The sequence below is a fragment of the Nonomuraea basaltis genome (assembly GCF_005893125.1).
Classification (GTDB): Bacteria; Actinomycetota; Actinomycetes; order Streptosporangiales; family Streptosporangiaceae; genus Nonomuraea; species Nonomuraea basaltis.
Map to the genome: position 1 here is coordinate 1 of NZ_VCJS01000119.1, position 14,114 is coordinate 14,114.

A 14,114-nucleotide genomic window follows, 5' to 3' on the forward strand; every position below is an offset into this window, starting at 1 on the left:
TGGGTATAAGAGACAGGGTTTTGGGGCGGCGATTGGTGCCTCAGCTGGTGGCGCGGGGGCATCAGGTGACAGCTACGACGACGAGCGCGGCCAAGCTGGGGTTGCTGGCGCGGCTGGGCGCCGATGGCGTGGTGATGGATGGGCTGGATGCGGTGTCGGTGGGTGAGGCGGTGGCCATGGCCCGTCCAGAGGTGCTCGTGCATCAGATGACCGCGATCTCGATGGCGCACGCTGGCAAGCCCGACATGAAGCATCCGGACCGCTGGTTCGCCACCACCAACCGGCTGCGCGTCGAGGGGACGGATCACCTGCTGGCCGCGGCCGAGGCGACCGGCGTATCGCATTTCGTCGCGCAGGGCTACGCCAGCTGGAACGGCATCCCCCAGGGCGGATGGGTGAAGACCGAGGAGGACGCGCTGAACCTGATGACGGGGACGGCGGCGCAGGCGGGGGCGGAGGCGATACGCCACGTCGAGGACGTGGTCCTCAAGGCCGGCGGCGCAGTCCTGCGGTACGGCGGCTTCTACGGGCCGGGCGCCATCGACGACCAGGTCGAGTTGGTGCGCAAGCGGCAGTTCCCGCTCGTCGGGCACGCCACCGGCTACAGCTCCTGGGTGCATCTGGACGACGCGGCGAGCGCTACCGTCCTGACCGTGGAGCAGAAGGCGAAGGGCGTGTTCAACATCGTCGACGACGAACCGGCCCCGGCCAGCGAGTGGCTGCCTCATCTGGCCGCGTGCGCGGGAGCGAAGCGACCGATACGGGTTCCGGTGTGGCTGGCCCGGCTGCTGACCGGGGAACAGGCGGTGGTGATGATGACGCAGGGGCGCGGCTTCTCCAACGCCAAGGCCAAGGCCGAGCTCGGCTGGGAGCCGCGCTACCCGTCCTGGCGGCAGGGCTTCAAGGAGGAGCTGGCGTGAAGCGGATCGAGGAGTTCCAGGAGCTGCGGCCACTGCTGTTCTCGATCGCCTACCGGATCCTGGGCAGCGTGAGCGAGGCCGAGGACGCGGTCCAGGAGACCTGGCTGCGCTACGAGGCCTCCCCGACCGAGCCCCGGTCGGTCAAGGCGTTCCTGTCGGCCACGGTCACCCGGGTCTCGATCGACGTGCTGCGCTCGGCCCGCGTCCGGCGCGAGGAGTACGTCGGGCCGTGGTTCCCCGAGCCGCTGCTCGCCGACCCTTATGAAGATCCGGCGCGGTCGGCGGAGCTGGCCGACTCGCTGTCGATGGCGGCCCTGCTCCTGCTCGAGCGGCTCAGCCCGCTCGAACGCGCGGTCTTCGTGCTGCGAGAGGTGTTCGCCTTCAGCTTCCGGGAGATCGCCTCGGCGGTGGAAAGATCGGAGGCGGCGTGCCGCCAGCTCGCGATGCAGGCCCGCCGCCACATGGACGCGGGCCGACCCCGGTTCGAGGCCGACCGCAAAGAACGCGAACAACTCGCCGGACGCTTCTTCGACGCCTTCCGGGAAGGGGACGTCGACGCGCTGCGGGAGCTGCTGGCAGCCGACGTGCAGATGGTCGGTGACGGCGGCGGCAAGGCCCCGACGTGGGGCAGCGGCACCTTCGGTGCTGACAACGTGGCCCAGGTGCTCGCCTCGACCGTCCCGCTGCTCGCCCCGATCGGCGTCGCGGTGGAGCCGCACGAGGTGAACGGCCAGCCGGGCGCGATCTTCCGCGACCGGGACGGCAAGGTGGTCTACGCCCTGGCGCTCGACATCCTCGACGGGCAGATCCAGACGATTCGCTCGGTCCTCAACCCCGACAAACTCGGGCACGTAGGCCCGGTAGCGGACGCCTGGGAGGTCATCCGCGAGGCGCACCAGGCCCGCCGGTCCACGGACTGACCGCAAAAGCCGACCAGCCCGCGTAGCGGGGCAGGAACAGGCGATTCGCCGCCAGGCGGACCAGAGCGACGCCCCGGGCACCGGCCAGCGGTGCCCGGGGCGTGTGCTGCTACTGGTGCCCGATGACACCGGTGGTCAGGCCGCTCCTGGTTAATATCCGAACTGGCCGGGCTGGTAGTCGCCGCCGGGCTGCCGGTTGATGACGCCCAGGCGGTTGTTGGCGTTGATAAGGGCGATGAGCACCATCAGCGCGGCGAGCTGCTCCTCGTCGTAGTGCTTGGCGGCGTTCGCCCAGGCCTCGTCCGTGACACCACCGGCCGCATCGGCGATGCGGGTGCCCTGCTCCGCCAGCTCCAGGGCGGCGCGCTCGGCGTCGGTGAACACCGTGGACTCCCGCCAGGCCGCGACCAGGTTGACGCGCGTGGCGCTCTCCCCGGCGTGCGCGAGATCCTTGGCGTGGGCGTCGGTGCAGTAGCCGCAGCCGTTGATCTGACTGACGCGGAGCAGCACCAGGTCCCGGGTCGCGGACGGCAGCGTAGAGTCCTTGATGATCGCCATGCTCGCCGAGGCGATGTGCTTCAAGGACTTGGCTGCGAGCGGGCTGCGGAAGAGGTTCAAGCGGGCTTCCATGATGCACTCCTTGCTGTTGTTAGCGGGTACACCTCTCGAGACGAGGCAGCGCGGCGAGATGTGAGATGGACGAATGTGACGTGCGTCTCCCTGCCGCACCGCGGCGCAGACCCACGACGACGCTCCGTACCGCTGCCAGACCTCGCCCCGCTCACCACGATCCCCAACGCCCTTCTGGCCCGACTCCACGGTTCCGGCGATCTCGGCGAAGTTCAGCACCGCCGAGCGCCGGAGCGGGTCCGCGACACGCTGTTCTGATCCGCGCCCCGACCTGGAGACGGTACTGATCGTGGGCGGCACCCCCCGGCGTGACGCCGTGCAGCCGCTCCAGCGGTGTCTGTGGGCAGGCCCCCGGCCGGTCGCCGGGCCGAAGGACCGGAGCACGGCGCGGTCAGTGGGAGCCTGGTCTGGGGATATGGATGCCGGCGGCGCGGAGCTTGGTCTCGAAAAGCGCGGCCAGCCGCGGCCGGCGTCTGCTCTTCGCCGTGGTGGGCGATCAGCGTGTACCGGGTCGCGGCCTCGGTGCGGGCTTGCAGGCTGGTCACCGTCTTCAGCAGTGCGGGGTTGGCGAGGTAGTGGTCGGCCGCGGCGGTGGCGAGCTCGGCGATGCGGGGGTCGTCCGGTTCCCAGGCCGCGGCTTCGGCTGCGCGCTTGGTCAAGGCGACGAGCCGGGTGTCTTCGAGGGCGTGGTCGAAATGGGTGAGGTAGTCGTCGAAGCCTTCTGGGACCAGGGCCTTGGCCAGCACCCAGCCCTCCCTGGTGGCCGCCACCTCGTCCGCGGGGAATCCGAGGCCGAGCATCCGCTCCAGCAGCGCCACAGCGCGGTCGGGCAGCAGAGCCCGGTCGCCATCGGCGAGCCGATGCAGCGTGTCACGCCGCGCGATCAACTCCTCGATCCGTTCGGTGAGCTGCCGCTCGACGTCGGCGAGCGCGGCGGCGAACAGGGTGGCATCGGCGTCGAGCAGAGGCCCGATCTCGGCCAGCGGCACCCCGGCGGCGGCCAGCGTCCGGACCTGCACCAGCCGCAACAGATCGGCCGATCCGTACCGCCGGTAGCCGGAGCTGTCGCGTTCCGGCTCCTCGACCAGGCCGAGCTTGTGGTAATGCCGCACCGTCTTCACCGTGACGCCGACGAATGCCGCCGCCTGCCCGATCATGACTCCGTTCCTCATCTGCTCAGCCTGCCTTGTGCTCGAGCTCGGCGACTACGCACACCACAGCCGAGCATATGGACGGGCCACGCCGAGCCCGTTGAGCTCGGCGTGGCGCCGGTTCGCGTTCTACCTGATGCACGACCGGAAGGGGTCGCCCCTCGAGGCGTACGGGTCACAGGTGCTCAGTCCGTCGGCTGAGCCGGATCGGCCTGCCCACCGCAGAACACCTCGTTGACGAGCCTGTGCTGGGCGTTCTGGAATGCTGTTGCGATGGACAAGTCGGCGTCGTCCACGCAGTTCAGCGCGGCGGTCAGGGTCTTGCTCCCGTCGGGTGTGCTGTACATCAGCGCCGCGTGGCCCACGGCGGCGCCGTTGTGGGAGATGACGGTGTCGCCGCCGGTCGTGGTCAGCACGAACACGCCCAGGCCGTAGTCCATGTTCGGGATGCCCGTCGGGTGCGGGGTGCACATCTCGGCCAGCAGCTCAGCCGGCAGGAGCTTGCCGCTCATCAGCGCGGAGATGAACGTGTGGAGGTCCTGGGTGGTCGAGATCATGTCGCCGCCGCTGGAGATCCAGGAGGGGTTCTGGCGGGTGACGTCGATCGTCTTCTGCTCGCCGGCGTCCTCGTAGCGGTAGTAGGCGTGGGCGTGCGGGGCGGGGATCTCCGGCGAGGCGTCCGGCACCACGGTGCCCGACAGCCCGAGCGGCCCCAGGATCAGCCGCCGCATCTCCTCGGCGACCGGGCGGCCGGTGACCTTCTCGATCAGCAGCCGGGCCAGCACGTAGTTGGTGTTGGAATAGCTCCAGCCCGTGCCCGGCTCGAACCGCGCCGGCTTGGACAACGCCAGCTCCACCAGCTCCTGCGGCCGGTAGATCTTGAACCGGTTGTCCACCCACTCCTTGCCCGTGGTGCCGTAGGGGACGGGGATCCCGTGCACGACCGTCCCGTCGTCGTAGACCTCGCCGCTGAAGTTGAACACCCCGCTGGTGTGCTGCAACAGCATCCGCACCGTGATCCGCTCGTCCAGCCCGAACTCGGGCAGGTAGTCCGCCGCCGGGATGTCCAGCCCGACCTTGCCCTCGGCCACCAGTTGCAGCACCAGGGTCGCGATGAAGGTCTTGACGTTGCTGCCGATCCGCACATGTCCGTCGATCGGCGGCTTGGCGCTCCCACCCAGCTCGGCCGCCCCGGCGCTGCCGGCCCACTCCCCGCGCTCATCGTGTACGCGCAGTGACACCCCGACGAAACCGGCATCAACAAGTTCCTCGATCGCCTTCTGCAGCTCCGGGCGATCCTCCCCGGCAGCAGCCGCCGGCGCAGCCCCGCTGTCCGCAGTGGCCACCCCGGCGGCATCGAGGGCCGCGGTGATCTTGCGGGCCATCTGGGCCGTGGTGGTGCTGGGCTTGTCCGGGTGAACCTGGGCGGCTTCGATGGCGAGGAGGATGGTGCTGCGGAAGTTGTCGGCTTCTGCCGGAGCTTGCTTGCCGAGCAGCTTCATGGCTGCGGTCAGGGCCGGCAGTACCCGGTCGGCGAGTTCGGCGACGGTCTTGCCCTTCAGTTCGATGTCCTTGGCCTTCGCGGCGAGCACGTGCCCGACCAGACCGGTCGCCGACGTCAGGGCGATGGAGGCATTCGTGGCGGCCTTGTGGGGCGAGCCGGTGGCGGCGGCCATCAGCGACACGGCGCCGTACGCGGCAGTCCGCAGAGTGCTCTTGTCCGGGTCGGAAAGGGTGATGGACATGGTGGTTTGCTCCTTCAAATCTGTTATGTCCGGTCGGCGTCGTGCCGCTGCGACGAGCTTCCACCCTGACCCGAGGTCAACCTCAACCGTGATCTAGCTCACAGCTACTTTTTGGGTTTGGGACAGCTGCGGGAGCAGGACGCCGTCCCCGTCGGGTGACAGTCGCATCTCGCACGGGGCCGGTCGGCACCCATGCCTACGCCAGGATGGCGGGGCGGCCCTGCTGGTCATGCTCGCCGGATCGATCGCCCGGCTCTACGACGACATGATCGACAACGGCGGCGACCCGGAGATCGATTCGTGGGTGGTCCCTGTTCGAAGCCGACGGGCACGCCGAACCGCGTGATCATCACCGACGCCTGGAATTGCCTGACCGACGGCATGCTGGGCGGTGTCGTGTCCTGGTACTCCGTCATCCACACACCGCCGGGGGAGTTCCGGCCGTACTTCGCCGAGGTCATCTGTTGCTGCGCAGACAGTAGATTCGGTGACGGGAGGCACAGGTGGAGGTCTGCGTGGTTTCGATCTCCCACGACGGAGTGTTGGGCGGCCAGCCGCAGGTCCAGCCAACCGAACACGCCAGAATGAGGCCGCGGCCGAGCATCCGCCGCGTCGCACGGGCACTCCACAGTGGACACCAGCGCGCCACCCGATCCCGTGCTCAGGGGAAGCAGCTCGCAGGTGTGTCGATCACGGGGGAGACGCGGCGATCTGTACGCGGTGGCTGTCGTTGTCGGAGAGGAACGACGCCAGCGCCCGCCCCTGCTCGGCTACGACGGTGCGGTCGGCTCGAGAGAAGCGGCGCAGCGGGGTGACAACCACGGTGCCGCCCGTGACGCTCCAGGTCGCGGCGACCCGGCCGTCGACCAGGACAACGCGAGCGCCGGCGACCGACAGGCCACGGTGGGCGTTGTCAATGATCCGGCTGCGGTCGTGGTAACCGAGGAGTGCGTTGTCGAACGCCGGCAGGAACCGCACCGGGGCGGGAGTGTCAGGGTCGGGGCGCGGCGCGTCGGCGAGGTCCAGCAGTTCCCGGCCTCGCTCGTCGCGGAAGGTGACCAGCTCCTCGCGTATCGCGGCCACCGCGGCCGGCAGTCCGGCCAGGCCGCACCAGGCGCGCAGGTCGGCCGCGGCGGCGGGGCCGAACGCGGCTAGATAGCGCCGTACCAGCGCTTCGCCGACCGGATCGGAGCCCTTGGGGGCCGGCGGGTCGATCTCACGCCCCAGCCAGGAGGAGAGCAGGACGTTGCGCACTCCCGCCCTCGTGCGCCACAGCCCGCGCGGCGGCAGCTGCGCCACCGGGACGAGGGCGGCGATCAGCATTTCGCCCAGCGCCCGCGGTCCCGGCGCCGGCCAGCGCTCAGCCAGCGCCCGCGCGAGCTCGGTCATCGAGCGGGGCTCGTCGTCGGCCATCACCGCCCGGCCTGCCGTCGCGAGCTCGTCGAGGTCTACCCCGGCGAGCTCGCGGCGATAGTTGCCGAGTACCCGTTGGCGCAGCATGACGTCGTGGCGGGCCCGCCAGGCCAGAGCGTCGTCGGCGGTGAGGAGATGGACGGTGCGGCGCATGAGGTGGGTCCGCACCACGCTCCGCCGGATCAGCAGGTCCGAGAGCACCGCCGGGTCGAACGCGCGCAGCCGCGACCAGAGCCCGACGAACGGTTCCTGCGGTTCCTGCGCTTGCAGACCGCCGAGGTGCGCGACGGCGTCGAGGACCGGCACGTCGGCGCGATCGAGCAGCAACTGCCGAGCCAGCGTCGCGCGGTTGAGCGCCCGGGTGTCGAGAACGGTCATCGGGTCACGCCGCAGCGCGCTCGTCGGCCGATCGCCGACGTAGCGCCGCTCGGGTGACGGCCGGCACCCCGGTCCGCCCTTGGGGCCGCATCCTCATGGTGGTTGTTCCCTTCAATAGCTGGCCCGCCGGCTCTGGTCTCCGGACGCTGGCTCCGGCTTGGACTCGGTCGCAGCCTGTGGTCTGGTCAGCGTGCTGCGTCTGGCGGGCTGACCGCCCGCCGGCCTGCTCACGCTTGGTGGCATCAGGGCGGACAGCATCAGGAGCGTGGTGTGGGAGGACGGACGGTGCGCGCCTCCCTCACCACGCTTGATGCTCACCCGTTGTATTCGCTCACGACGTCCACGACCCAGGCGACGCCGAAGCGGTCCATGAGCATCCCGTAGAGCGGAGCCCACTGCGCAGGCGCCAGCGGCTGCACGATGGTCGCTCCGGCGGAGAGCTTCTCCCAGTACGCGGTGACTTCCTCCGTGGTCTCGCCGCGGAGGGAGACGAAGAACGAGTTTTCACCCCGGTCCCACGGCATCCGCGAGGGCACGTCGTAGGCCATTACGTGGAAGCCGTTGTCCGCGGCCACCTGGCCCCACATCACCTGGTCCGCTTCGGCGGGCTCCTGCGTGTTCCCAGCGTCCTTGTACGTGACGGCGGCGATGTCCCCACCGAACACGGACTGGTAGAACTCGAGCGCCGCGCGGGCGTCGCCCCGGAAGTTCAGATGGGTCACGGACTTGACGGACATTTCTTGACTCCTAACCTTCGATTATTGTTTCTGGACGCTGTGAAGCGCCCGGACTGAACTGTCGACCGCGGAATCGGAATCACACTGGTGGCGTGGGGCGGTCACGGTGATCGGGGCCTTTTGGACGTTCTCGTTGTTCGGCCCGAGACAACCGTCGCAGGGGAAGCGGTCAGGGTGTGGCCGCTTCTCAGGGCAATATGGGGATCATGCCGAAGACTTCAGCGCGACTGCTGTCGTTGCTCTCGCTGCTCCAGGCGCGCCGGGACTGGCCGGGGGCGCTGCTGGCCGAGCGGCTGGAGGTCAGCCCGCGCACCGTGCGCCGTGATGTCGACCGCCTGCGCGAGCTCGGCTATCCCATAGTGGCCTTCAAGGGGCCCGACGGTGGGTACCGGCTCGATGCCGGCACGGTGCTGCCCCCGTTGCTGTTCGATGACGAGCAGGCCGTCGCGCTGGCCATCGCACTCCAGGTCGCCACCACCGCTGGTGCCGGCATCGAGGAAGCCGCGGCGCGCGCGCTGAACACCGTCCGGCAGGTCATGCCCGCCCGGCTGCGCCACCGGATCGACACCCTCCAGGTCACCGCCGTCGAGCGGCCCGCGATCCGACCGGACCCACAGGTCGGCAGCAGCGTGCTCATGACACTCAGCGCCGCCGTCCACGCCCGCGAGGTGCTGCGCTTCGACTACGCCCCCGCATACCCACCAGGGGCAGACGACAACGGCGCGCAGACCCCGCCGCGCCGGGTGCAGCCCCATCACCTCGTCACCTGGGGTGGGCGCTGGTACCTCGTCGCCTGGGACCTCGACCGCGAGGACTGGCGCACCTTCCGCGCGGATCGGATCACCCCGCGCACTCCTACGGGGCCCCGCTTCACCCCGCGCGAGCTGCCCGGAGGCGAGGTGGCCGCCTTCGTGGCCAGCAGGTTCCGGGGCTCCGACGGCTATGGCGACTGGCCCTGCCGCGGCGAGGTGATCCTCGGCCTACCCGCCGCCGCCGTGTCCCGCCACACCCGCGACGGAGTCGTCGAGGAACTCGGCCCGAACCGCTGCCGGCTCGTCCTGGGCTCGTGGTCATGGCCTGGCTTGGCCGCCGCCATCGGCAGGTTCGACGCCGACATCGAGGTCGTCGGCCCGGCCGAGCTCAAGGACGCCTTCGCGCACCTGGCCCGCCGCTACGCCAACGCCGCAACCGACGCATCCGCCACGCCGCCCCCGATCCCATGAGCCAACCGCACACGGCCAGCCAACCATCTGGCCATGTGCGCCCTGGCCATCCGCCGACGCGACCGCCGCGAAGCGTTCGGCCAGGTGAATCCGTAACATCGTCGCGGCGCACGGCTCGGCGTCACCGCGGAACGAAGACCAGCCGTGTGACCGTACATTGCGACAATGTCGATTCTGCGGCCCCCGAGATCTGCGAAACCTTGCCCGTGTGATCGCCATGGTGGTGCGTGATGGCGACGTCGAAGTCGACCGCATGGGACCTCTCGGTCCCGTCGTCCTCGTGGCCGAGCAGGTACCGGACGACCGTCTTGAGGTCGTTGGCTCCGATCACCTCGGGTGTGTTGATCGCGGTGTCGACGAGGAGGGCACGGTCGTCTCCCTCGAAGAGCCACTTGGTCGATGTCGACGAAGCCGGGGACCAGGTGGTACCAGGTGAGGTGCGAGCGCGAACCCGCTCGCCCGGCGTCGGCGAAGGAGGGCGCGGGCCGGCCGCCGACCACGGCCACACCGGCGGCGAGTGCGGTCGACGCAGCAAGGACGGTTCCGGGCATGATTTACTACTGAACCTTCCTAGTTGTCACGGGTGGCGGCGATCGCGCTGCGCGGCCGCCGTTACCACCGTCAGCCCGTGCACGTCGAAACAGCAATCTTTCAAGCGATGAGGATGGGGAACATGCGCATTGGCTTCCCGGTGTCGTTGGCCTGCGGTGTGGTGCTGGTTGCGGGCTGCAGCTTCAGCTTCGGCGTAGGTAGCACTTCCGTCGAGAGACCCACGGTCGAACAGCAGGTCGCCGACCAGTTGGCGGCGAAGGTCGGGCAGCGACCGAAGGCGGTCGTGTGCCCGGGTGACCTCAAGGGGGAGCAGGGCACCACGATGCGTTGCCAGCTGGAGGCCAACGACGGGACGAAGCTCGGCCTCACCGTCACGGTCACGTCGGTCAAGGGCAGCGATGTCAAATTCAAGATTAAGGTCGACAACAAGTAGAGGGCCTTCACGAGTCCGCCCGGACCCGAGGCAAGACCATCTGCAGGGCCGCCGTCACCGACGGCGGCCCTGCTCGCTCTCACCCTCCACCTACGCGAGCAGACGGCATCTTGCTCGTGCCAGCGCGTGCGCAGGTCCAGATCTGGGGTTATCAAGCGAACTAGCTGGTCAGCCGCATGAAGGTCGTTCAGGCATGTTAGGCATGCAGGCAGCCCGCGTGCCGCCAGTGGATCGTCGAGACGGCCATCACCTGGCTGATGTGGGACGAGGCGGAACCTCCAGGGACTGTGCGTGGGTTCTCATCGGTGTGGCGTGAGATCCGGTGCCCGCTGCGCGCTCAGGGGCAGTGCGTCGCCCCATGTCGGCAGACTGCCTTAAGGCGTCGCTCATGAGCGACGATTTCGCCCCCTCGCGGAAGTCTCCACCTTCGACCATCCTTACCGACCTGACAACGAGGACTACTCCTGTGATCTTCGGCAAAAGGCCGTCCGACATGACCGATCCGGCACCGAGAGGAAGGGGCCGTCGCGCGGCCGGCATCTGGCCGCTGGTGCATGCCGAGCGAGCGGCCCTGGCGGCCGACCTGGCGGATCTGACTGGCGAGCAGTGGGCGACGCCGTCGCTGTGCACCGGGCTGAGCGGGCGGGAGGTGCTGGCGCACCTCACCTCATCGGCGAGCCTCAACGGCGTGCGGTGGCTGGCTGGGGTGATCCGCTGCCGGTTCGACTTCGACAAGCAGGTGGCCATGCGGCTGGCCGAGCAGCTGGGCGCGACCGCCGCCGAGACGCATGACAGGTTCCGCCGCGTCATCACGAGCACCACCAAACCACCTCTTCCGGTCATGGCGATGCTGGGTGAGACGATCGTGCATGCCGAGGACATCCGGCGACCGCTGGGCATTCGCCACGACTACCCGATCGAGACCCTCACCCAGGTGGCCGAGTACTACCGGGGCTCGGACCTGGTCGTCGCCGCCAAGAGACGGATCGCCGGCCTGCGACTCGTCGCCACCGACGGCCCTTTCACCACGGGCTCCGGGCCGCTGGTGTCCGGCACCACCCTGGCCTTGGTGATGGCGACGACCGGACGCTCGGTGTATTGCGATGAACTTGACGGCGACGGCGTCGAAATCCTGCGCGATCGGCGCGACATGACATGACCCAGGGCTCGAAGCCCGCCCAGCCCCTCACGGCCCTTTGCGCTGCAAGGTGGCGAACTGGGCGATATCCGCGCCGAGGGCGTCCTCTTCCGATCATCCGAAAGAGATCTTCTCACCCTCCGGACGCCGGGGCGCGTTTCACTTTCGTGAAACTTTCAGCCGGCCGCACGCCGCATCGTGGGCAAATGCGGCGGCAACCAGCCGAATCTGGTGTGGCCGCAATTACGGATCTACGTTGACGTCGTGGCGCGCCAGGCGCCGCGATCCCCCTACGCCCGACGAAAGTAGAGAGGCCAGATGGAATCTCGCACAGGCCGCCGCAGGAGAGCGCTCCTTTGGCGCGTATCGGCCGCGTCCCTTGTCACGGTGACAGCGCTTGGTCTCGGCGCGGTGGCGGCCGACGCCGCCACCGATCAGTCCGCCATGTCCTACACGGTTCCGCGTTCGGCGAGCGCGGTGGGCCAGGGCCGGACCTCGGACGTGGCCAAGCACAACGGCGCGCAGCAGGCCAGGGCGGCGGTGCTGGCGGCGGGCGGTGACTGCACGAACTGGTCGCAGACCGATCGCACGCTCTTCATCGCGCCGGACAGCTCCTGGTTCGTCTACGAAGTGACCGTCTCGGCCCTCTGCGTGCACTGACCCGTCGGACGGCCGAGAGCGGCTTTGGCGGCCACGCCGCCGCCGGTCGTGAAGCCCCCTTCTCGAGGATCTCGCTTTGACCCGGTCGTACGTGTCGTACGTCAGCGTTTCCGCGGTCACGCTGCCTCAGACGCCCACCGGGCTCGATGCCGGGGGCCGACGAAGGAGGCCTGCGGCGGCGATCGCCCCAGCCCGTACCGAAGCCCGGCCACCGCCAGCGATCGTCACGGCCGTACTCGGTCCTCGAATGGGTGTCCAGGTGTTTCGGTCGAAACACTTCCTGGACAGCCTCACGTGCCTTACGTGCCCGTCAAGATCATCTCTCTCTGACCTGGGAGAAGGGGCCAAGAACCCCAGACAAGTCCGGGCTCTACCTTCGAGGCGTCACCTGCTGGATCCCAAGCCTTGGTCCCGCCTAAAGATCCGAACTCAGAACAGGCCCCCCAGTCCCATCAGCGTAGGGTGGCCAATGTGTTGAGGGGGTTGTCCAGGAGGTTCGCGAAGGCGAGTTCGGCAGCCCCGGCGAGCGTGGTGTCGTCACCAAGGGCCGTCACGGCCAGGCGGACACGTTCGCGCGACACCGGCAGGACATGCGCGTCGATCCGGGCGTGGACGCGTGGCGCGGCACTCGGGTAGACATCGCGGAGCATCCCGCCGAAGACCACGAGCGCCGGGTTGAACAGGTTGATGAGGTTGACGACGCCGACGCCGAGCCAGTCGCCGATGCGGTCGAGGGCGTCCCGCGCTCGGGCGTCGCCGGTCCCGGCGAGGGCGACGACGGCCCGGATGCCGTCGCGTCCGACGAGTTCGTCGGACCGTCCCGCGTAGTCGAGCAGCGCCTCCTCCCCCACCTCGGCCTCCAGGCAGCCGCGCGACCCGCACAGGCAGGGCCGCCCGTCGAACGGGTTGATCAGCATGTGCCCGAGTTCGCAGCCGTAGCCTGCGTCGCCGTCCAGAAGTTTGCCGCCGACGATGATCCCGCCGCCGACGCCGACGTCCCCGTGCAGGTAGATGAGGTTGTCGACGTCGCATCCCGCGCCGCGCACGTGCTCGGCGATCGCACCCAGGTGCGCCTCGTTGCCCACCTCGACGGGAAGCCCGAGGCCGAGCCCGGCGGCGAGTTCCGCGCCGAACGCCTGGTCCACCCAGCCGAGGTGCGGTCCGTACCGGACCGTGCCGTCGGCGCGCCTGATCAACCCGCAATACGACGCGCCAACACCCACGCACAACGCGCCCGGACCGGCCCCGGCGACCAGTTCGCGACCAAAGGTGGCGAGAACGCCGACGACGTCCTCCAGGTCGACCCCGGCGCGGGTGCGCACGGCCTCGCGGCGGTCGAGGACCCGGCCGCCGAGCCCGACACGGGCCGCGAGCAGCCGATCCACGGCGACGTCGAATGCGAGCCCATACACCGTATCTCGCTCGGGCATGACGACGATGGACGGCCGCCCGGCGCGGCCCCGCTCGATGGGGACGCCCTCGCGGACGAGCCCAGCCGCGGCGAGTTCGGCGGTCAGGTCCATGATGGTGCTGCGGTTGAGGCCCATCCGGCGGCTGAGCGCGGCCCGTGACACCGCCCCGTCCTTATGGACGCGCCGCAGCACCTCACTCAGGTTCCGCTGCCGCATCTGCTCCTGCGTCCGCGCGCCCGCCGCCGATCCCGTCATCCCCGCCAGCCTAGGACCTGTCTTCAAATGATCACAGCTAGAGCAGGAGGGCTGCTGGTAGTTCCTCAGGTTGGTGCCGAAGGCGAACTGGTGGCCGCCGTCGGCGTTGGAGAACGCGAAGGTCTGCATGCCGGGGACGGCAGTTCTTCTCTCACGGGCAGGTACGGCTTGCCGCCCCCGACGATCACGGGGAACGCGTACACCCAGAACTCGTCGATCAGGTCCGGCAGGGAGGTGGCCAACTCGGGGCCGCCGAGCTGGAGGGTGCCGTCGATCTCCTGCTTGAGGCGCGTCACCACGGACACAGCGTCCTTGCGACGGACGATCGTGAGCCCTTCGGGGACGGTCTGGAGGGTGTCGGAGAAGACGTACCGCGGCGTCTCCTTGTAGAACTGGGCGAACTCCCGCTCGACGGCCGGGCGCCTTCCTTGCCGAGGTCCTGCGTCCAGGGCTTTTCCATCGCCTCATACAGCCGCCGCCCGAACAGGAACGCCGCGGGCCGGCGAACATGGTCGTTCGACGCCTGCTGAAAGTCCTCGGCCGGGTC

14 protein-coding genes are annotated in these 14,114 nt (G+C 69.3%); 6 read left to right on the forward strand and 8 right to left on the reverse strand.

Annotated elements, in window-relative coordinates; all coding sequences use genetic code 11:
- The coding region (locus tag EJK15_RS40705; protein WP_206061400.1) for an NAD-dependent epimerase/dehydratase family protein at nt 1-920 on the forward strand (920 nt) is incomplete at its 5' end.
- Nucleotides 917-1,840 (forward strand): RNA polymerase sigma-70 factor, encoded by a 924-nt coding sequence (locus tag EJK15_RS40710; protein WP_138715821.1) that lies wholly within the window; start codon nt 917-919, stop codon nt 1,838-1,840. The genes EJK15_RS40705 and EJK15_RS40710, both read left to right, overlap by 4 nt.
- A 150-nt stretch (nt 1,841-1,990) precedes the next feature.
- Here the strand turns inward: EJK15_RS40710 and EJK15_RS40715 are convergent, their stop codons facing one another.
- The 5 genes from EJK15_RS40715 to EJK15_RS40740 all read right to left on the reverse strand — a co-directional run bounded on the left by EJK15_RS40715 (nt 1,991) and on the right by EJK15_RS40740 (nt 7,894).
- Nucleotides 1,991-2,470, reverse strand: a complete 480-nt coding sequence (locus EJK15_RS40715) for a carboxymuconolactone decarboxylase family protein (RefSeq protein WP_138715822.1) — start codon at nt 2,468-2,470, stop codon at nt 1,991-1,993.
- Between the two features lie 212 nt (nt 2,471-2,682).
- A complete protein-coding gene (locus tag EJK15_RS40720) occupies nt 2,683-3,642 on the reverse strand; it encodes a MerR family transcriptional regulator (RefSeq protein ID WP_240777533.1) in 960 nt (319 codons plus the stop codon).
- Between the two features lie 164 nt (nt 3,643-3,806).
- Nucleotides 3,807-5,366 (reverse strand): serine hydrolase domain-containing protein, encoded by a 1,560-nt coding sequence (locus EJK15_RS40725; protein WP_240777534.1) that lies wholly within the window; start codon nt 5,364-5,366, stop codon nt 3,807-3,809.
- Nucleotides 5,367-6,056: 690 nt separating this feature from the next.
- A complete protein-coding gene (locus tag EJK15_RS40735; RefSeq protein WP_138715824.1) occupies nt 6,057-7,157 on the reverse strand; it encodes a winged helix DNA-binding domain-containing protein in 1,101 nt (366 codons plus the stop codon).
- Between the two features lie 314 nt (nt 7,158-7,471).
- Nucleotides 7,472-7,894: a VOC family protein gene (locus EJK15_RS40740; RefSeq protein WP_138715825.1), complete on the reverse strand. Its 423-nt coding sequence runs from the start codon at nt 7,892-7,894 to the stop codon at nt 7,472-7,474.
- A gap of 206 nt (nt 7,895-8,100) precedes the next feature.
- On the opposite strand from EJK15_RS40740, the gene EJK15_RS40745 reads away from it, so the two are divergent.
- Complete coding sequence (locus EJK15_RS40745) at nt 8,101-9,117, forward strand: helix-turn-helix transcriptional regulator (RefSeq protein WP_138715826.1); 1,017 nt, start codon at nt 8,101-8,103, stop codon at nt 9,115-9,117.
- Nucleotides 9,118-9,238: 121 nt separating this feature from the next.
- Here the strand turns inward: EJK15_RS40745 and EJK15_RS40755 are convergent, their stop codons facing one another.
- Nucleotides 9,239-9,652, reverse strand: coding sequence for an MBL fold metallo-hydrolase (locus tag EJK15_RS40755; RefSeq protein ID WP_138715827.1), 414 nt, complete (start codon nt 9,650-9,652; stop codon nt 9,239-9,241).
- 48 nt (nt 9,653-9,700) lie between these two features.
- On the opposite strand from EJK15_RS40755, the gene EJK15_RS40760 reads away from it, so the two are divergent.
- From EJK15_RS40760 to EJK15_RS40770, 3 genes are all read left to right on the forward strand, one after another.
- The gene (locus EJK15_RS40760) at nt 9,701-10,102 is read left to right on the forward strand and encodes a DUF4333 domain-containing protein (protein ID WP_138715828.1); all 402 of its coding nucleotides are present in this window, start codon (nt 9,701-9,703) and stop codon (nt 10,100-10,102) included.
- A 493-nt stretch (nt 10,103-10,595) separates the two neighbouring features.
- Entirely contained in the window at nt 10,596-11,261 is a 666-nt protein-coding gene (locus EJK15_RS40765) for a maleylpyruvate isomerase family mycothiol-dependent enzyme (protein ID WP_138715859.1), read from the forward strand.
- A gap of 366 nt (nt 11,262-11,627) precedes the next feature.
- Entirely contained in the window at nt 11,628-11,900 is a 273-nt protein-coding gene (locus tag EJK15_RS40770) for a hypothetical protein (RefSeq protein WP_138715829.1), read from the forward strand.
- Between the two features lie 452 nt (nt 11,901-12,352).
- Here EJK15_RS40770 and EJK15_RS40775 read toward each other — a convergent pair whose 3' ends face one another.
- Both EJK15_RS40775 and EJK15_RS40780 read right to left on the reverse strand, forming a co-directional pair.
- Nucleotides 12,353-13,567 (reverse strand): ROK family transcriptional regulator, encoded by a 1,215-nt coding sequence (locus tag EJK15_RS40775; protein ID WP_138715830.1) that lies wholly within the window; start codon nt 13,565-13,567, stop codon nt 12,353-12,355.
- Nucleotides 13,568-13,632: 65 nt separating this feature from the next.
- The gene (locus tag EJK15_RS40780) at nt 13,633-14,016 is read right to left on the reverse strand and encodes a dihydrofolate reductase family protein (RefSeq protein ID WP_138715831.1); all 384 of its coding nucleotides are present in this window, start codon (nt 14,014-14,016) and stop codon (nt 13,633-13,635) included.
- Nucleotides 14,017-14,114 lie beyond the last annotated feature (98 nt).